The organism is Endozoicomonas euniceicola (assembly GCF_025562755.1).
Classification (GTDB): Bacteria; Pseudomonadota; Gammaproteobacteria; order Pseudomonadales; family Endozoicomonadaceae; genus Endozoicomonas_A; species Endozoicomonas_A euniceicola.
The window spans coordinates 6,378,202-6,394,395 of record NZ_CP103300.1; the positions used below are offsets into that span (position 1 = coordinate 6,378,202).

Genomic DNA, 16,194 nt, shown 5'->3' on the forward strand with positions numbered 1-16,194 from the left:
GATAAGAAGTCTGCCTACGAATTATACCCTATCCTGCTCTAAGAGGCGGGTTTGCCGTTGCTCTCTGAATAATTCGTCGCAAGCGCCGATGAATATGACCCAGAGAGAATTTAATTTAATATAGATTCATGTGTTGCTCCGTTTAGTCATTTGACTTCAGAGCCATGAAAAAAATCTACAGAAAGTGGCCAGGTGCCAATTGCCATGTCCGACTATACCAAGGCTCGCCTTGAGTTTGTTAACTGGGTCAAACAGAGTTTAACCGGTGAAAAACTAAAAGATGATTTACTTTTTGAAAATAACCCTTTTGATCGATACACGACTGGAATTCTGTACTCATTGGGTGCCGAGCACGAAACTGATGATCAGTTGGACGAAGAAGAAACCGAGTTAGAAAACGCCACATCTCCCAAAAAAACAAAATACCAACCCCCATCATCCATGGGTTTTTCGTTCTATATTGACAATACCCTTGAGTCACTCCGAATTTTTTATAGTGCAGTCAGGTTTGAGGATGGTGGTTCACCTGGCAATGTTCGTAGATGGGAAAAGCAACCTCTGGTGGATGATGACGGGGAGGAAGTTGAGGTATTACTTAACAATTCATCACAACATATAGTTTGCCAAGACCGGGCTAGAATTGATGTTACTGTCCGTCCCCATGGCGATGGCAAAATCATAACGGTCACTCTTTCCAATAACCAACACTTCACAGTAGGCGAAAAAGAGAAATTGCGTGATGAGCTGGCAAAACACTCTTTGTTCGAAGCCGGACTAAAGTGCTTTTTACCAGAGATTTCACTTCGAAACTATCCTCGGGTTAGCAAGGCCTTGCTCACGAAGGAAGAGCAAGAACTCGAACTTCGTTATAAGGATGAACATGTCTATGCTATCGGCCATGGCGTGGCGGTTGACTGGAGTTTCGAAAGCGGTGGTATTGAGTTATTCAGTGATTTTATGCCAGTCGTCGAGGTGCCTCAGGTCACTGCAAAAACGGGCGGTAAACTCACTGAGGTTCTGAGTTTTGAATTCCTCAAGACGATACAGTCCAATAATAGTGTTTTTGAGCAACTTGATGAATTTGTCGATAGCTATTCTGAATGGATTGAGGCTCAGGAGGTTATTGCAGACTCTGAAGAGGATGATGAGCAGGATACCGCTCAACGCCTTATTTCCCGAATGGAAATCGCGAACTCGAGAATGCGAAGCAGTATTTCTCTGATGCGCGAAGATGAAAACGCACAATATGCTTTTGCGTTAGCTAATCAGGCAATGCTGACACAAATGGAACTTAATGGTGCGAACAACCCCAGGGATCCTTACAATTGGCGGCCATTCCAGCTTGCTTTTTTTCTTATGGCTTTAGAGTCTTCCATTGATGAAGACAATGATTATCGGGACTGGGTCGATCTAATCTGGTTTCCGACAGGTGGAGGAAAGACAGAAGCTTATTTAGGTGTCATGGCGTTTGTATTTGTCTACCGCCGCCTCAAGTATTCCAGCAGTGGCGGGGGAACGACAGCGATCATGCGCTACACTCTCCGACTGTTAACATCCCAGCAATTTGTTCGCGCATGCAAAGTTGTTTCTGCATTAGAACTTATTCGCCGGGAGACCCCGGCACTGGGAAAAGAGCCTTACAGTGTGGGACTGTGGCTTGGTGGGGAATCTTCGCCAAATAGCTTTGCTCAAGCACTTGAGCAACTCAATAAAGGAAACTTCAGTAAGTTTATTTTGCGTCAGTGTCCTTGGTGTAGGGATGCCTTTACAAAAAGTAATTACAAAGCGACAGAAACAAGCTTCCATTTTACCTGTAACAATCAAGAGTGTGCATTCGGCCACGAGGAAAATAATGTCTTACCATTCAATGTCGTTGATGAAGCTCTTTATACGAAGCCTCCGAGCTTATTAATTGCCACGGTAGATAAGTTTGCCAGACTCCCATGGGAAGATCGGGCATCCTCTTTCTTTGGGGGTAATACTCATCGCCCGCCTGAACTGATTATTCAAGATGAACTTCATCTCATTTCAGGAGCATTGGGTTCAATTGTTGGGCTTTATGAAGTGGGTTTCGAAGCAATCCTTGTCTCTCGTGGTGTTTATCCCAAGTTTATTGCCTCAACAGCAACTATCCGTCAAGCTTCTGAACAGGTTCGAGCACTATTTGGCCGTGATATGGCCGTATTCCCCCCCGTTGGTCTTCGTCAAAAAGATTCTTACTTTGCCCGCGAAGTACCATTAAGTGAGAAGCCGGGCAGGCTTTACATAGGCTACATGGCTTTTAGCCGGCAACGCCAAAACTGTCTCGAAGATCTGGCGGCAGTTTTAATAACTGCACCGCAAATTCTATTTAATGATCAAAGCGAGTTAAAGGATTCATGGTGGACCCAAATGGTCTATCACGGCAGTTTAAAGGGAGTGGGTAATAGCAGAACGAACTTCCAAAGTGGTATTCCACGTATTCAGCACCGACTGCTGCTATCGGATTTTTTAAATGAAATTGACGTTCTGGAACCTGGAATAGCCGAATTATTACGAGCCAATAAATTAATTCAGTCGCCCAGTTTTTTTAACGGGGAGTGCTCAAAAGAAATCTCAGAAAATCAGGATATTGCAAGACTGTATGACCAATATTTTCCGGCAAGAAAACTAAATATCAAATCACTGACAAGTAACCAAACGGCTGATGCAAACGCTAAAATTTTTGAATCACTAAGCTCTGCTTACGAAGAGCATGATGCAATTGATGCAGCGCTGGCGACAAACATGGTATCCGTTGGCCTTGATGAACCAAGACTGGCACTGATGGTAATCAATGGGCAGCCTTTGACAACAGCGGAATATATTCAGGCAAGCAGCCGGGTAGGCCGGGGAAAGACTCCAGGAATCGTGTTTGCTAATTATTACAAAACTCAGGCCAGAAGCCTCTCTCACTATGAAAATTTCAGAGCATACCATAGCTCATTCTACAGGTTTGTAGAGCCTTCAAGTTTGACCCCTTTTACTCAGCAAGTAAGAAATCGGGCACTACACGCTGCACTTGTTGCTGCTGTGAGGCATGGTGAGCACGGTCTAATTGACAACACTGATGCAGAACAATTTAACAGTGAGCGACCTGAGGTTGCGAAAGTCATTAAACAGCTAAAGCTTCGTATCAAGTTTGCGCTTGCCGGGTCTAAAAAAAGTGCAAAAGAGGTATGTGAGCATTTAGATCGCCTGATTGCAGACTGGGAAAATGAGACATCAACAGCCACCAACCTCAGATATAAGCAGCATGACAACTCGACTGAGGGGCTACTTGCTCCCTTTGAAGGTGAAAAATCTTCTTCAGGTCTATGGAAAACCCTCAACTCTATGCGAAGTGTCGAAAAAACAGGACTTTTTGAAGTAGCAGGAGATAAGAAGATTGATTAACAAGAAATGGTTTACTCCTGTACGCTTTTCGCACTTAACAAGTCATGCCGCAGTAGGCTCTATTTTACGTGACCAGAATGATTGGTTAATGCGGGTAAAGGATACAAGAAGTTGGTCGGCTAACAATATGCTACAACTCCACGCTGTTGAACGGGCCAAACAGCATCTTCGCATTCATCAAAAGCTTTTGCTGCCACCACTGGCGGAGTTTGATGAGTCAGTGAACTTGAGGATTCATGGAACTACCATTCCAACTGAGCGATTTCCTTCCTGGATGAAATGCAACCAGTGCAATCAACTTTTTTATGAACCATGGCGAGCCAATGAAATAGCCATTGATGAACAGATTAACTGCCAAGCATGTAAAGAGGGTATTCTGGAACAGGTAACATGGTGTGCAACAAGTAGCTTTGGTGATCTACTTAATGTGCCGTGGCATAAAATTTGTCATAGAAATAATAATAAAAATAATAATAGAAATAATAAAAAACGCTGTACTCCTAATATTAGAGAAAGCAGATTAAAAATCGTTAGTGGAAAGCAAGGAAGAAAAATCATTGAGTGCCTGAAGTGTGGTTCAACGGCTAATTTTGAACAAGCAGATTTCAAAGAACATGGACATTTTCAAGTCAAGGAGAAGGTGAGGGTTTCTCAAGAGGAAAAAGGAATAACCTACACGGTTATGGAAGTGAATGACCCAAGAGCCTACTCCCCAGTAAACGAGCGGGCACTCGTTATTCCACCAGAATCCAATATTGATAGAAACTCACTGAAATATAAACTTGAGCTAAATTCCCAACTAATAAATGAAATTAAAGGCGCAACCCGAGAACTCCAGCGCAAGAGATTAATCAAGAGGGCTACAAATACACTTAAGTGTACTAAAGATGAATTGATAGCAGCCCTTAATGATGAGGCCACAACGGCAGATTCTTCGAATATTGAAATAATAGCTGGTGACATGCTGGGAGATGAATATCTTGCTTTAACAACTCCCGAGGACTTCCCTGAGGGAGCAGACTTTATAACTCGCCACCTGACCGATGATTGGGCTAAGTTCATTGATGACCTCAAGGGGGCGCCCGAGCTACAAACAGCAGCCAGATTAGTCAATCAGTTAGTAGCTGTCGACAGGCTAAGAGTAATTGAAGTATTCAAAGGCTTTTCCAGGGCGGCCAGTGATATTGAAGAACATAAACCTGTACCCGTTGTACCACCAGACCTGGTTAATGAGGCTGACTGGTTACCCGCTATAGAGCTGTTTGGTGAAGGTATATTTTTCACTCTGGATGATGAAAAAATTAAAGAATGGGAGTCCAATCAACTGCTCCGACAAAGAGCCAGTACTATTGAGCAACGCTATCAAAATTCAGATATCATATTGCCCGACGAAGCGATACCATCCCCCCGGTTTATCATGCTTCATACATTAGCCCATATTTTAATCCGGGAGCTTGAATCAACAGCAGGCTATCCGGCAGCTTCCCTGCAGGAACGAATCTATTGCTCGCCTGCTGATGGAATGACAGGCATCCTGATTTATACTGCAGTGGCAGATGTAGCGGGTTCCCTCGGTGGTATTATCGAGCTTGCAAGGCCTGATAGGTTTCTGAGATTATTCGATGCGGCACTGCGCCAGGCAGACTGGTGCTCGTTAGACCCGGTTTGTGGCGAAATGGAAGGACAGGGGCCTGCCTGGTTAAACCGTGCAGCGTGTCATGCATGTGCGTTAGTTCCAGACACCGCATGCAGTTACAACAATGTATTTTTAGACCGTGTATTTATTAAAGGAAATTCTGCATCAGGAATTCCCTCTCTAATTGATGTATTGAGAAGAGCAGATGGCTAAAAGAGTTTTTAGACTACCTAGACGAGATGAATTAACCAAAGAGCAGAGGAAAGTATTGCGCCTCCCTAAGAACGGCCAGCATTTGGTGGTAGGTTCCCCGGGTACAGGAAAATCAGTGGTAGCACTCTTGAGAATGCAAGAGCTGGGAAATGCAGAAAATGTACATTTCCTGACATTTAATCATGTGCTTAATCATGCAAATAAAAACCTGTTAGATAATGAATTTTCTGAAAAAATGAACACCGCCATGTCCTGGCTTTATGATCTCCACTGGAATATTGTCGGAGGTTCAAGAGCCACTTATCATCAGGACAAAATGCCTGAGATTAAACCACATAAGCCTGACTATAAAAAAGTGTCTGAACGATTTGCTTACTATAATGCAGACTTTACGGGTCACAGCCTGATTGTTGATGAAGGTCAGGATTTACCACCAGAGTGGTATGAATGTATTGAGAGTTTACATATCAAAGATTTCTTTGTTGTCGCAGACCAGAATCAGCAAATCACAGAAGAGTATTCATCAAAGAAAAAACTTATGGAAGTTCTTGGACTTGAGAATGATGAAGTCATTGAACTGAAAGAGAATTGGAGAAACACCTCACCAATAGCAGCATTCTCGAATTATTTTTATACCGATAAAACGAGCCCAAAACCACAACTCCCCAATAGACCTTCGGTAAACACACCTATCCTGTTCGAATATAAGACAATAGATCGTGTAAAAGAGCAAATACTTAGTGAGTACGATAGAGACCCCAGCAAACTGATTGGCTTCTTTGTAGCCAATGAAGGCAAGCGAGAATGGTGGGCAAAAGACCTGCAAAAAGATGATCAAAGCCGAAAATATTCACCTCCTGTAGTAAGTACATATTTTTCGAGCCAAAAAGGAGATGTCAATATCGAATTTAACAACGGCGGTATTGTTGTCTTAAATGACAAGTCAGTAAAAGGAATTGAGTTTGATATTGTATTTATTTTGATTGATGGCTTTAAGCCTATATCAAACGACAAAGAGAGCCTGATGAAGCGTCTTTACGTGATGTCCTCAAGGGCCAGAGAACGCCTCTACCTATTAAAAAGCTCCATCCAGAATAGCATTCTGGAAGAAATATTGCCCCCGGAAAATGAAACAATCACCATTGAGCATAATGGTAAGAGCACACAAATTGAATTGCTAAAGAGGCGACAGCTATGAGTTCCAATCGTTGGTTTATTGTTACAAACACTGAAAATTTAGAATTCTTTTTTGGTTGTGGTTTAATTGTTGATAAGCAGGGATTTACTGAAAGCGCATATATTGCTGATGCTATGTGCGATACACCAGCTGGATATATCCCCTGTTTTCCTGAATCGAACCTATGGAATGCATTGATAGCAGCCAAAGCTGAAGATGAAAATCTTACTGAGTGCTTGCTTGAGCTTGATATCAAAAAAATTAAAACTAAAGCATTCTTTCGAACAGAAGCACAAGAACCCCATCTGTACAATTCATTCAGGGTTGATGGCGATATTAATTCAGATGATCAAACTTTATCCGAGATACTGTTACCGGCACCTCTACCAATTAACTCTATTAAAAAAATAATTATAAAAAATTCTTCTGGTAAAAATCATCTCACAACTGAATATCAAAGTAACTACGGAAGCACGATCAAGAGCCTTATTACTACTAATACAAAGCTATTCAAAGAGCCCAAGCCGACAGGAAGCGACCTTCCTCTAAAAGTGGAGAGTAATTCAAACTCTATCAGTGAGCAGGTTTCGCCTAGAACGTTAAATTACGACAAAGCCTTTTCATATGGCGGCGCATTAAGCCTTCTATATTACCAAACAAAAAATGGAACACAATCCACTAAGATATTTAAAGATTTTATTTCGAACAACTCAGACTCTGAAAATCTAAAAAATATAGTCCCGTTGTTGAATTTTTTCTTTAATCAATCTGGTGATTTAGATGAAACCTTTCAACTGTACAGCCAGATTATCCAATGCATTTACGGCATAAGTGATGCTGGGGAAGCTCGGTTTAGCGTGCTTGACCTTTTATCTGACATTAAAATCTTGCCAGATAGTTATGCTAATAACTGCGCTATTTTTAAAGAAAGTTTAACTTCACTGATTGAAAGAACTCACCAAGATGATACTGACACCATCATTACAAATGTTATCGGTTACTGCACAGCTAAAAAATCTGGAAGATCAAAAATATTCTTACTTCTGACAATGTTCTTTGTGCGCGATAACTCAGAAACAATGCTCAAGTATTACCACAATGATTTTTCAGAAGAGGACTATGCATTGCTAGCTCTGTTCTTTGGTGCTGTTAATGGCTTTATCAATACTCCCAACATAATCAGGAAGATACATGATTTATCCACTTGGGTTTCATTTAAAATGGCAGAGTATATACATAGGCTTGATCAAGATCACCATTCTACATTCGATGAGCCAAAGTGTCCTGCACTAATTTACGAAAAGTTTTTCAAACAAAAAAGTACAAATAATAAATTGCACGACTTTTATGAGTCCTTTGCTAAGCACCTTGATATACTTGTTGATGATTTTATCACATGGACTATTACCACAAAGGGTAAATACACCCAAGAAGGGGCAACAATGGAGTTCAAGTCACGGCAAAAGCAATCAGCAGAAGTGGACTTTAATAAGCTCGAAGAACTCATGACCGTGAAAACTATAAAGAAAGCCAATGAGCTTCTTGATTTTAACAAAATAATCGATACATTTAACAAAAAATCATAGATGAAAATAATTCCAAACATTCCGCATGACAATAACAGTTATGCGGAGGGTCAGGTTTTTTCTTCTCTCAAGTCAGCGGAGATAGATGGAACAGACCTCATAGCCTTCCATTCTCTGTCATTAACCAGTCATGCCCAAAAGCGGGAAGGGGAAGCTGATTTTGTCATTGTAAGTACCTTTGGGTTGTTCGTACTTGAGGTCAAGGGAGGCAGAATCTCTTTTAGCGATGGGGTCTGGTTTACAGAAAACAAGAATGGGAAACACCGCATCTCTGACCCATTCAAGCAGGCCAACGGTGCTGTTCATGCAATAAACAGCAAAATCAAAGAATTCCTTAATCTTGAAGAAACACGCATCCCTATAGGTTATGCAGTGATGTTCCCGAACGTTCTGTGGAAACAGGCAGGAGCCGAATGGGATCGAGAGATGGTCTGTGACTCCAGAGATATGCGGCACTTTGATCAATGGTTAAAAAGCCTGTTTGAGTACTGGAATTATAAACGCCCTGCCAATGCCAACTTACTTTCTGCAGAAGATGTAGATGCCATTGCATCTTTTCTAAGGCCAAATTTTGAAGTAGTACAGCCATTATTTGACCAGATTGAAAGCGTAAACTGTTCATCGGTTAGCTTGACTGAAGAGCAATATCACTATGTTGATATTGCAATGGATAATCAACGAGTACTCTGCTCAGGTGGTGCAGGAACAGGGAAAACCTTTCTTGCTGCAGAAATGGCAAGGCGATTCATCGCACAAGACAAAACCGTGCTTCTGGCATGCAAGTCATCCTGGCTTCGTCATTATTTAATGACTCGTATCAAATCAGATAAACTGGTTATTGCCACAACCCGTGGACTTCCCACGACGATGAGGCGTTCTGGGCTTGATACCTTTGACGTTTTGATCGTTGATGAGGGGCAAGACCTCCTTAACAGCATTGACCTGAATATATTAGATAGTGCTATCAATGGCGGTTTTAGTGATGGACAGTGGTATTTCTTTCATGATGCTAACAACCAAGCCAACCTGCTCTCACAAATGGACAAGGACTCATTAGACTGGCTCAAAACAAAGAACAACCCGGCAGTTCTTCGCCTTAATATTAACTGCCGAAACACCGGCAAGATTCTAACCAGTATACAGACTTCACTAGGCTGCGATATGGGAAAACCAACTGTCATTGAGGGGCCAGAAGTAACCGAGCATTGCGGTAATAAAAAATCACTTATCGATGATCTTTCAAAACTGTTGAAAGAACTAAAGTCTTCTGAAGTGGATGAACGCTCGATAACCATTCTGTCGTCTGTCAGAAAACGACGGTCATTACTCTCACAGCTAGACCAGGATGAATTTAATAGTATTACTGAACTGGATGATTACAAGGTCAGAAAATACCCATTTGAAGGTATGACGTTTGCCGAGATAAAGAATTTTAAAGGCCTTGAGAACGATATTATCATTCTTCTGGATCTCCAGGCCCCTAATTCTTTGACTGACAGTGATAGTCGTTCTTTGCATTATGTAGGAATGAGCAGAGCCAGGGCAAAGCTGTATTGCTTTTGGTGCTGATTCTCTAGATTCAAGGAAACATTTAATTACATTAGGCTTCAGACTTTTCCAGTTCTTTTAACATCAATAAAGGACTCTTCAGACTCCGTTTGGGAGGCTCAACACCATCAATACGTCCCTGCAATCGATTGTAACTGCTCAGAACTTTTAGGCAAATTTCGTCTTCGATTAGCGACAGCCCAGTAACATCAGGGAGTGCATTCTCAAAATTTACAATGAGCTTAATATCGATTCAAATTCGGCTTGAGTTAATTCCGGATTGCGCCTGAATCCCGTTTTTTTAAACATCCATAAAACACTCCTCAGACCAGACTCATCATCAATACGTCCCTGCAATCGATTCCAAAGCGGCTTGAGTTGCTTTCGAATCGCGTCTGAATCCATTATATTTGCAGCACCGTAGGCATAAGCAAGATAGGTTTTATTAACCGTGCCAAGGTATGAGTACTTTTCATACAGCTTCCGCCTGTAGAGCGAGCGCCTATCCTCCTCTCTACTCAAACGCTCCCAGTTAAATTTATTCCTAAAATAGCCTGCCCTTTTTATTGCTCGATTAACTCGCCTGGTGTAATTAGACAGGCTTGAAGACCTGAGCAAAACACTCTGCCCATCAAAGAGAAAACCTAAAAACTGCAGAGGTTTTTCAGATTTAAGACCGCCATCCACCGGTAAAAAATGACGAACCTCTTCTTTTTTGCTGTTTATATTCAGGCGCAACCGGGCAATTTCCTGTACAGCCAAAGCATGGATATGCTTTTCTTCTTTTGGTGGGACGATAAACAGCATATCATCGCAATAACGGAAATAATGACCACCAAAGGACTTTACGGCATTAGCCATAACACGATCAAAATCCATAAGGTAAATATTGGATAATAACCCGCTTATCGTAGCTCCCTGCGGCAACCCTTTATAACCTTTATGAGTTTGAATCAGCTTCTCACCCCTTACTCGCTTGCGAAACTCTTCACTGCTGCACAACCGATAAGGTCGGTCTTTTCGAGGCTTGTATGGGTGAATATCAAGACATTGGTAAAGTTTTTTCCTGTCAACATAAGAGTAACGGGTAATGGACTTATAGACAGCGTAATGGTCAGCGGGTAATTGATCTACTTCTAATAACTGACACCACTTATCTTTTAAAACACCGTGGTCAATGTTGTCAAAGAAACCCTTAATATCCAGTCCAATAGCAACACACTCACCCATCCCCCGGATAGTATCAAATGCCTCTTTGGCCAGGAGGACGTTATTTTTTCCGGTTTTACGAAAAGCCTGGACAGCGTTACCAAGACCGTCTCTGGCAATCATGCGCTCATAACGCTCGCCCAGAAGGTGATTGTAGAAGCTGTATACTGCGCTATCCCTGTGAGACGCATAAGATATGGTTCGTACCTTGGGGTTCTTGACCAACTTACCCGTTTTGGCATCTCGCTTAACGCGATTTATTGTTTTCTCATACTTAAGAAATGGGTAAAAACTGTGCTTGCTTACCCTCTCCGGTGAACACGCCAGTGATGCGGCAACGTCTTCGTTGACTGGCAAATCAAAGTGCAGGTAAGTTCGTTTCGTAAAATGAAACTGATTTGAATTATTTGGGGGAATGGACATTGAAGAAAAATCAACCAACCTGAAAGAAAAGATCCGGCCGAGAAAGAAAGGATCGCGACTCTCCCATGACATGTCTTGCTACATTACATGCATTTCTTTCCGGCCTGGCTCTTAATCATCTGGCGGATCAGCTTAACAGTAGCAGCTGCATAAGCCGTTCCACACGCGCCGCAAGTTTATGATTAATATGCTCTCCAAGGCATCAGATTGAATTCATCTATATGCCAATGGCACTGACTTAAGACTTAATTAGGACTTACGCATTGATGGCACCTGCAAATTTTGGTAGCAGGTCATCTTTGTCCTTTGCAAAAATCTTAATGAAGGCACCAACCACTTCTTTAAACAGCTTAGGGTGCGGTTCATTTGCTACGACGAAGCCCTATTCACCACCAACTCACCGTAATTTCGTTTCTTAGAACACGAATGGTGATATGACCAGTATTCATCCCAGTCTCCACTGGAGTTTATTGAGCGAAGCTTCAGAATGGCTTCCGCGCCTTGCAGGCTCCATCGTGCGCCTGTTATATCAAGACGGTCATTTATCAAATGTCGGCAAGCGCCTTCAATCACTCCGCTGGCAATAGGAAAGCCTGAGCGCAGCGCCTTATCGTAGCAAAGCCGGTCTCTGTTTTTTTGCAGATAGCCAGCACATTTATCAATAGCTTCCCGATTCTTCAATTTTCGTTTCGTGGCACTTTGCTTTATGCCCCTGGCTACCCAGCCCGACTGCCCATGAAGAATTTTCAGTGCTTGCTGCTCAACCCATTTCTCAATAGATTTATCACCTTTATCATGCAGACAATGAGCGGCTTTCCACAGATATTCCAGCACATGAATGAAATCCATTACGATGCTGGTTTTGACCTGTTTTCTGCGGGCGACTCTTTCAATCATTTTCAGTTGATGCGGATGCCCATCGACCACGACAACCCATTGTCGTTTTCGTTCCGGGTCACGCTTGAGAGCCTCATCAAAGGCTTCTTCGATGACTGTTTCTCCGTCCCTCTCAACACTGGCCCAAACCCTCTTGTTGCGTATTGGAGGTCGAAATTTGACGACATTGTCCGCTTTCTTTTCAGAGTTCATGATGGACTCTGGTGAGCGTGGGTTTGCCCGCACAGTGTAAACAGTCGCCACCATAGCCATACGCTTCCGGTCTTTCTTTTCTCCCGGACTTAAACGTGTCTGACATTTTTTCTTGCTTTTCTCTGCATTCTTGCGGGTCGCTTCCCTTAACCCATCTGGCAACATGACCAGACCTTTCCCATCAAAGCTCAGAACCAATAGGTCATCTGTTTGCTCATCTTCTATGGTTCGTTGTTCATAGAATTCGACAAAATCCTGAGCTGTGCCTTCAACCAGCTTTATTGCCTGGTGCTTGCCAACTATGCCGGGGCAATTTTCACGATGCCGTTTGACGACATTGTCATAAGAACGATCAATAGCATCCGTGACCACACGCTTGCGTACACCATCAGAATATTGGTCGTTATTAAGGTTGAGCCCGGCATCCAGTGGGAATTCGTTGGAGACATTGCGCTGGCTATAAGCAAACCGTTTGACCGTTATCTTGCCAAACACCGTGGTGAGAACCCGGCTGGTATTTTGACGAATATGGTTACGAGGTATGCCGTCAGAGGGAGTGACAGACACTGCTCTTTCTTCATCTTCAGCCTGTTTATCGAGATAGCCCTGAAACATTAGCCGAAGCAGCTCGTCCCCATTGGTTCGAATGTACTCTTCAGTTGTGCCATGTTCCTGCAGGCAGGCAGATTCGAGGTGGCGGATCATGCTATTAAAGTGATCCTGTGCAGGAGAAAAAAATTGAAAGTCGAGAGTATTAGCGTAAGATGCGTTCACAAAGGGCTGCTTTTCCGGTGTTATTTGTTTGGCGACGTTATATCACCACGAAACAGCCCTTTTTTCTTTGCTCTCGGTCGTCAAAGTAGTTGGTTTTGCTGGGGTAGAGCGTCGTAGCAAATGAACCGCACCCAACAGCTTACGCTGGTGCTGATAAATATTCGTAAACTCCTGCGCTATCTGCATTTTCTGGAGATAAACAAAGCTCAGAATACTTGAGAATATGTGATTTCTTACAGGCCGCTCATTACGCACCTGAAAATGTTCGATATGGCAAACCTGCTTGATCGCCCTGTGGAACTGCTCAATCTGCCAGTGCTGGTCGTGGATCAGGATGAAATCATCGCGTTGAACAGGTACATCTTCTGGCAGGTAAACCACGTAGTGGCGACGCTGGTCTTTTAGCATCGTCCTGAACAACCTGACTTTGCCGAAATCCTTGAGCCAGACATCCAAACCATCGTCTGGTACCTCAAGAGCCTGAACCTGCTGCCAATGACCTTTTTCCAGTGATACCGTCCTGTTTTTTTCAACTGCAAACATGAACCCTGTCTGATGGTTTTTAATCGTCTTCAGGTTTTTGACGCAGCTGTACCAGGAGTCACCGGTTACATACGCTGGCTTCAGCCCCCATGCCAGCACTTCACTCAACATTTCAAGAAAGTAATCGTTTTTGGTCTTGCCTTCCGACTTGTCGCATATTCTGAAGTTCACGGGCATATGCCGACCGGCGGGATCGGTGTAATAGAGGGTGACAAGATTAATACCTTTGACTGCCCGGTGATGCTTGCCTGACCAGAAGTGGCTAACAAGCGCTACAGAATTGCTATACGGTTTATCAAGAACAGTATCATCGACGCTCAACGTGCCGCCAACAAGGCATAAGTTTTGGGCGGCTTCATCGAACATGTCTTTTGGTTGGTAATTTTCGCGCTGAAGAAAGCGGTTAACGCTATCGTGAGAAATGCCAGTCACTTCTGCCAGCCTTGTGCATGTTGATGATTTGGGCTCACTGATCAAAAATCCCATGTATTGTGGAAGTGTGCATTTTGCAGTCGTTGGGCGAGTAGTACTTCTCACTTTCGTCCCTGAAAGATAGTCATTTGTGGCTATTATCAAATTTTAAAGCCTGCTGTCAATGCGTAAGTCCTATTAATCCCTTGGCATGAAAGGCTTGCCCAAGAACAAATCATCTATAAATAGATGAAGTTAACAGAGCCCTCGAGCAAGCCATGAACAAGTCTAGCCCAGAATATCTAAAACTCGCTGACCAATGTCTGAAGCAGTTTGCACAAACATCTGAAGACGCCTTGGCTTCTCTACTCTCCACAGAGATCCTGAATGCCTTTGAGAAAAAATCGACCTCCAGAGTTAGAGATTATCCAGCCCTGAAAACCCTTACTCTTTTTATGCGTCAGGTGTCCAATGAAGACAAGTCCTGCAGAAAGGTTCTTGTACAGGAGTCACTTGAACAAGCAGCAAATGACGAAGTGTCCGACAAAACCAAGAATGACGCCTACTGCAAAGCACGTAAACGGTTGCCGGAAGATCAGGTAAAGTCATTGTTTCAGATTTCAGGAAAACGACTGGATGAAGAAAGCCCGGAATCATGGTTGTGGCACGGTCGGCGGGTTGTTATTGCCGATGGAACCACTGCTAATATGCCTGACACGACTGAAAACCAACAGCTCTATCCCCAGTCAAAATCCCAAAAAAAAGAAGTAGGGTTCCCTACTGTCAGGATGCTTGCCTTTATCACGCTGGGAAGTGGAGCTCTCATTGAGACAGCCATGGGAGCTTGTGAGGGAAAAGGCAGTGGAGAGCAATCTCTGATGATACAAATGATCCCGAACTTGAATGCTGACGACATTGTGCTTGGCGATGCCATTTTCGAGACGTATTTCATCCTGGCACTTTTGCTTATAGCAGGTGTTGACGGTGTTTTTGAAAAAAATGGTGCGCGTAAAATCGACTTCAGAAAATCCTTCATGAAACTGGGAAAAAAAGATGCTTTATTCAGATTGGAGCGTCCTCCAAAACCACCCTGGATGAGCAGAGAGTTTTACGATCAGTGGACACCGGATCACCTGATTATCCGTGCCATTAAAACGAAGAATCGTATCATCGTTACCACATTGATTGATGCAGAAGCATATCCACGCTCTGACATTAGCGCACTGTACACCAAACGCTGGAATATTGAGTTGGACTTCAGAACCATCAAAACAATTATGAATATGGAGATGTTGCGCTGTAAGACTCCAGCGATGGTGCGTAAAGAAATTTATGTTCATTTTCTGGTTTACAATTTGATACGGGCATTAATGGCGCGAGTGGCCAAAGCCACAGAGCAAGTTCCGAGGGATGTGAGCTTCAAGGCAGCAAAACAGACGCTAAATGGGGCTCGGGTTTTACTGTTATTCTGTCCAAATTGCACTCTCAACCAGGTTCAAGCTCAAATGATAGTTATCATTGGAGAACATAAAGTTGGAGACCGACCGGGACGATCAGAACCAAGAGCTGTAAAGAGGCGACCAAAGGCATTTAAAAAGCTCCAGCACTCTAGGGCTAAAGCTCGTCAACTCAATAAGTACAAGGGGTGAGAGCTTAAGTCAGTGCCATTGGGTTATAGCCATTAACCGCTCCTTCCTGATGCCCATAAATGGTTTTCACGGTAACATCAACATCCATAATCCATGGAATGGTTAATAACGGATCAAAACAGAGATGGAGGTGTTTTTGCATCCATTCAACGCCTTCATCTTCGTCAATCTTCTTTAAACCACGCCTGGCAGAATCATCGCTGACAATTTTTTTCATCCCGAGCAACTGAGCGTTTACTTTATCACCAATAATTGTTCCGATATGCGCATAGCGTTTATGTCCTGAAAGAATGGAAAGCATTAATGAGCCAATCACATCCACTTTTTGAGGGGCGTTTGGGCTTTTATAAGTTAGTGGGCAATCGTTAATCCAGGGTTCAAATCGGTGACCTGTTTTTAAAAACTGTATAAAAAAAGGAAGCTGTCCCATTGGGGTGACCGATGCTTCAGGCTCCCACTCGACATGAATTTTACCGTCGAAAGAATCGACTTCGAGTTTGACGCCGTCATTCACCACCCTAT

The 16,194-nt window shown here is 43.1% G+C and carries 10 protein-coding genes and 1 pseudogene; 7 read left to right on the top strand and 4 right to left on the bottom strand.

The genetic code is table 11. The features are described 5' to 3' along the window. The first annotated feature begins 204 nt into the window (after positions 1-204). From NX720_RS26130 to NX720_RS26155, 6 genes and pseudogenes are all read left to right on the top strand, one after another. Entirely contained in the window at positions 205-3,414 is a 3,210-nt protein-coding gene (locus NX720_RS26130) for a DEAD/DEAH box helicase (protein ID WP_262598539.1), read from the top strand. Next, positions 3,407-5,263 (top strand): DUF1998 domain-containing protein, encoded by a 1,857-nt coding sequence (drmB, locus tag NX720_RS26135; protein WP_262598540.1) that lies wholly within the window; start codon positions 3,407-3,409, stop codon positions 5,261-5,263. The genes NX720_RS26130 and drmB overlap by 8 nt, the downstream gene beginning before the upstream one ends. Continuing rightward, entirely contained in the window at positions 5,256-6,461 is a 1,206-nt protein-coding gene (locus tag NX720_RS26140) for an AAA family ATPase (RefSeq protein ID WP_262598541.1), read from the top strand. The genes drmB and NX720_RS26140 overlap by 8 nt, the downstream gene beginning before the upstream one ends. Next, positions 6,458-8,026 (top strand): hypothetical protein, encoded by a 1,569-nt coding sequence (locus NX720_RS26145; protein ID WP_262598542.1) that lies wholly within the window; start codon positions 6,458-6,460, stop codon positions 8,024-8,026. Before NX720_RS26140 ends, NX720_RS26145 begins: the two co-directional genes overlap by 4 nt. Next, positions 8,027-8,350: pseudogene (locus NX720_RS27420) on the top strand (nuclease-related domain-containing protein); the annotation flags it as partial. A 123-nt stretch (positions 8,351-8,473) separates the two neighbouring features. Continuing rightward, the gene (locus NX720_RS26155; RefSeq protein ID WP_262598544.1) at positions 8,474-9,595 is read left to right on the top strand and encodes a DNA/RNA helicase domain-containing protein; all 1,122 of its coding nucleotides are present in this window, start codon (positions 8,474-8,476) and stop codon (positions 9,593-9,595) included. A 210-nt stretch (positions 9,596-9,805) separates the two neighbouring features. Here the strand turns inward: NX720_RS26155 and drt2 are convergent, their stop codons facing one another. From drt2 to NX720_RS26170, 3 genes are all read right to left on the bottom strand, one after another. Next, the gene (drt2, locus tag NX720_RS26160) at positions 9,806-11,206 is read right to left on the bottom strand and encodes an antiviral reverse transcriptase Drt2 (RefSeq protein ID WP_262598545.1); all 1,401 of its coding nucleotides are present in this window, start codon (positions 11,204-11,206) and stop codon (positions 9,806-9,808) included. A gap of 369 nt (positions 11,207-11,575) precedes the next feature. Continuing rightward, complete coding sequence (locus tag NX720_RS26165) at positions 11,576-13,069, bottom strand: ISKra4 family transposase (RefSeq protein WP_262596131.1); 1,494 nt, start codon at positions 13,067-13,069, stop codon at positions 11,576-11,578. A 42-nt stretch (positions 13,070-13,111) separates the two neighbouring features. Continuing rightward, positions 13,112-14,149: an IS701 family transposase gene (locus tag NX720_RS26170; RefSeq protein ID WP_404831032.1), complete on the bottom strand. Its 1,038-nt coding sequence runs from the start codon at positions 14,147-14,149 to the stop codon at positions 13,112-13,114. Positions 14,150-14,301: 152 nt separating this feature from the next. On the opposite strand from NX720_RS26170, the gene NX720_RS26175 reads away from it, so the two are divergent. Beyond that, a complete protein-coding gene (locus tag NX720_RS26175) occupies positions 14,302-15,672 on the top strand; it encodes an IS4 family transposase (RefSeq protein WP_262595824.1) in 1,371 nt (456 codons plus the stop codon). A 4-nt stretch (positions 15,673-15,676) separates the two neighbouring features. Here the strand turns inward: NX720_RS26175 and NX720_RS26180 are convergent, their stop codons facing one another. Then, a complete protein-coding gene (locus tag NX720_RS26180) occupies positions 15,677-16,186 on the bottom strand; it encodes a hypothetical protein (RefSeq protein ID WP_262598546.1) in 510 nt (169 codons plus the stop codon). Positions 16,187-16,194: the final 8 nt, after the last annotated feature.

Coding starts and splice junctions, on each gene's coding strand:
- NX720_RS26130 (WP_262598539.1), top strand. CDS start 205: ATGTCCGACTATACCAAGGCTCGCCTTGAGTTTGTTAACTGGGTCAAA.
- NX720_RS26140 (WP_262598541.1), top strand. CDS start 5,256: ATGGCTAAAAGAGTTTTTAGACTACCTAGACGAGATGAATTAACCAAA.
- NX720_RS26145 (WP_262598542.1), top strand. CDS start 6,458: ATGAGTTCCAATCGTTGGTTTATTGTTACAAACACTGAAAATTTAGAA.
- NX720_RS26155 (WP_262598544.1), top strand. CDS start 8,474: ATGCGGCACTTTGATCAATGGTTAAAAAGCCTGTTTGAGTACTGGAAT.
- drt2 (WP_262598545.1), bottom strand. CDS start 11,206: ATGTCCATTCCCCCAAATAATTCAAATCAGTTTCATTTTACGAAACGA.
- NX720_RS26175 (WP_262595824.1), top strand. CDS start 14,302: ATGAACAAGTCTAGCCCAGAATATCTAAAACTCGCTGACCAATGTCTG.